The organism is Ornithinicoccus halotolerans (genome assembly GCF_009602535.1).
Lineage (GTDB): Bacteria > Actinomycetota > Actinomycetes > Actinomycetales > Dermatophilaceae > Ornithinicoccus > Ornithinicoccus halotolerans.
The window spans coordinates 1-3,336 of sequence record NZ_WIQI01000176.1; the positions used below are offsets into that span (position 1 = coordinate 1).

Genomic DNA, 3,336 nt, shown 5'->3' on the forward strand with positions numbered 1-3,336 from the left:
CGACGCCCGCGCCGGTGACCTCGTCGTCGCGGTCGACGGCCAGCCGGTCGACCCGGCCCATGGGCCGGCCGCCCAGCTGGTCGGGGCGGCCGACCACCCGGTCGAGCTGACGCTGCGCCGGGACGGCACCGACCGCCGGGTCGTGGTGGTGCCGTTGGCCGACGAGGAGGTCATCCGCTACCAGGACTGGGTCCGGTCGCGCCGGGAGTACGTCCACGAGCGCACCGGCGGTCGACTGGGCTACCTGCACGTGCCGGACATGATGAGCTACGGCTGGGCCCAGCTGCACCGTGACCTGCGGCACGCCACCCGGGCCGAGGGGCTGGTCGCCGACGTGCGCTACAACCGGGGCGGGCACACCAGCCAGCTGGTGGTCGCCCGGCTCGCCGCGCGCGTCATCGCGTGGGCGTCCGCCCGCCACTACGCCGAGGCCGCCACCTACCCGACGAACGCCCCGCGGGGCCCGGTGGTGCTGGTGGCGAACGAGTTCAGCGGCTCCGACGGTGACATCGTCAACGCCGCGGCACAGGCCCTCGGCGTCGGCCCCGTGGTCGGCGTGCGGACCTGGGGCGGCGTGGTCGGCATCGACGGCCGCTACGACCTGGTGGACGGGACCGTGGTGACCCAGCCGCGGTACGCGTTCTGGCTCGAGGGCAAGCAGTGGGGCGTGGAGAACCACGGCGTCGACCCCGACATTGAGGTGCCGACGTCACCGGCCGACTTCTTCGCCGAGGACGACGTCCAGCTCGACCGGGCCATCGCCGAGGCGCTGCGCCGGCTCGAGGAGACGCCCGCCGCGGCACCCCCTCCGCCGCCTGCGGCCAAGGTGCGACCCCGGCCGTGAGCGAGCGCAGCGGGAGCCCCGACCGCCGCTCGGCGCCGGCCGGGGACGGGGCGGTGCCGCACGCGCACTCCCGGCTGCCGGTGCGGGATGCCGAGGGCGCCGACCGGTTCGAGATCTTCGTGGTGAGCGCGGTCGCCTCGATCGCGCTCACCCGGATCTACCTGGAGCTCACCGGCTACCCGCAGATCGGCGGGGGCGGACTGCACCTGGCGCACCTGCTGTGGGGCGGCCTGGGCATGCTGGTGTCGATCCTGCTGGTCCTGCTGTTCCTGAGCCGGACCGTGCGCAACGTCGCGGCGCTGGTGGGCGGCATCGGGTTCGGCCTGTTCATCGACGAGGTCGGCAAGTTCATCACCGGCGACAACAACTACTTCTACGAGCCGGTCGCGGCCATCATCTACGGCACCTTCGTGGCGATGTGGCTGGCGGTGGCGCTGCTGGTGCACCGCCGCCCGCTGAGCCAGCGCGAGCTCGTCGTCAACGCCGTCGAGATGCTCAAGGAGTCGGCGGCCCACGACATGGACGAGCTGGAGCGGCAGCGGGCGCTGGAGCTGCTGCACCGGGCCGACCAGCGCGACGACGTCACCCGGCTGCTCACCGGGGCGCTGGAGCAGGTCCCGCGGCAGCCGCCGAGCCGGTCCTGGCTCGCCCGCTGCTACCTCGCGGCGCGCGAGCTGGTGGTCTCGCTGCCGCGGGTGGACCTGGTCCGGCGAGCCTCGGTGCTGCTGTTCGTGCTGTTCGTGCTCGGCTCCGCGGTGCACCCGGCCTGGCTGGCGGTGACCGAGCCGGCGGTGCGCAACGGCGTGTACCTGGCCTTCGCGCTGGCCGCCGTCGGCGCCGCCCTGGTGGCGACGGTGCGGTGGCTGGTCGGCGGGTCACGGGGGCTGGCGCTGTGGCTGTTCGAGGTGGCGCTGCTGGTGGACCTGCTGGTGGTGCAGTTCTTCGCGCTGCTGGACGCCCAGTTCCTCGGCTACCTGCCGGTGTTCGCCAACCTCGGTCTGATTGGGCTGGCCCGGGCGCTGCGGTCCCGGCACGGTGATCCCGACCGCGGCGACGGCGGCCCGGTGGCTGCGGTGGGCGAGGGACGGTAGCGGCGCGCGGCCCAGGCTAGGATGGGGCCGCACCAGGGACCGGCGCGCCAGGGGTGGGATGGCGCGCGACCACCCGTCCCGCGACCCTGGAGACCCCGTTGTCACCGCTGGCGTCCTACCGCCGCCTGTTCGGCCTCACCGGCCCTGCCTACGTCCTCATCGCCTTCCTGGCCCGGCTGCCGCTGGCGATGTCGCAGCTGGGTGCGCTGCTGCTCGTCGCCGGCGCCACCGGCTCCTACGGCGCCGGCGGGGCCACCGCGGGTGCCCTCGCGGTCGCCAACGCGGTCGGCTCCCCGCTCGCGGGCGCGCTCACCGACCGGGTCGGCCAGCGGCCCGTGCTGCTGGTGCAGGCGCTCTCGGGTGCCGCCGCCCTGGCCGCGCTGGTGCTGCTCGGGCAGACCTACTCCGCTGGCGACCCCTGGTGGCCGCTGGCCGCGGTCGCGGCGCTGGCCGGGCTGGTCACCCCGCAGATCGGCACCATGGCCCGGGTGCGCTGGCGGCCGATCAGCCGCGTCGCCGGCCAGGAGGACCGGCGCACCGTCGACGCCGCCTTCTCCTACGAGGGGGCGGCCGACGAGGCATCGTTCGTGCTCGGGCCCGCCCTGGTCGGCCTGGTGGTCGCCCTGGTCGACGCCGGGACCGAGCTGACCGCGGCGGCGGCGCTGCTGGGCACCTTCGGCACCTGGTTCGCGCTGCACCCGACCGCCGCGCTCGTGGGGCGTCCGGCTCCCGGGCCGGCCGGGCCGGCGCGCCTGCTGGGCGCCGGGCTGGCCTTCCTGGTGGCGGTGCAGCTGTGCATCGGTGCCCTCTTCGGGTCCGTCCAGACCGGCGCCTCGGTGCTGGCCACCGCAGCCGGTGAGCCGGGGCTGACCGGCCTGCTGCACGCCCTGCTCGGGGTGGGCAGCGTCGCAGCAGGGCTGGCCGTCGTGGTCGTGCCGGACACCTTCGGCTACGAGTCCCGGCTGCGGGCCTTCACCGCGGTGCTGGCGGTGCTGTCGCTGCCGCTGCTGGCGGTGCACTCCCTCGGGGCGCTCGCGGCGGTGCTGCTGGTGCTCGGCCTGGCGGTGGCGCCGTCGATGATCACCACGTTCACGCTCGCCGAGCGGATCACGCAGCCGCGCCGGCTGGGGGCGGCGATGACGCTGCTGGCGGCGGTCACCGGGCTGGGCTACGCGCTGGGCTCGAGCCTGGCCGGGCAGCTGGCCGACTGGGGCGGGCACACCCCAGCGTTCGCGGTGACCGTGGTCGCCACCGCGCTCGCGCTGCTGCTGGCGCTGACCGGTGCGGCGACGCTGCGGCAGGGCCATTCGTGCGCCCGGCGGCTGGCCACGGCTGGCGGAGGGTGTGGGATTCGAACCCACGGACGCTCTCGCGTCGGGCGCTTTCAAGGCGCCTGCACTC

At 75.4% G+C, this 3,336-nt stretch carries 3 protein-coding genes; all 3 read left to right on the plus strand.

What is annotated here, in order from left to right:
- On the plus strand, window positions 1-844 hold an 844-nt coding region (locus GFJ45_RS15650; protein ID WP_194288727.1), incomplete at its 5' end, for a S41 family peptidase.
- Window positions 841-1,935, plus strand: coding sequence for a hypothetical protein (locus GFJ45_RS15655; RefSeq protein WP_153398913.1), 1,095 nt, complete (start codon window positions 841-843; stop codon window positions 1,933-1,935). The genes GFJ45_RS15650 and GFJ45_RS15655, both read left to right, overlap by 4 nt.
- A 98-nt stretch (window positions 1,936-2,033) precedes the next feature.
- On the plus strand, window positions 2,034-3,336 hold a 1,303-nt coding region (locus GFJ45_RS15660), incomplete at its 3' end, for an MFS transporter (protein ID WP_194288728.1).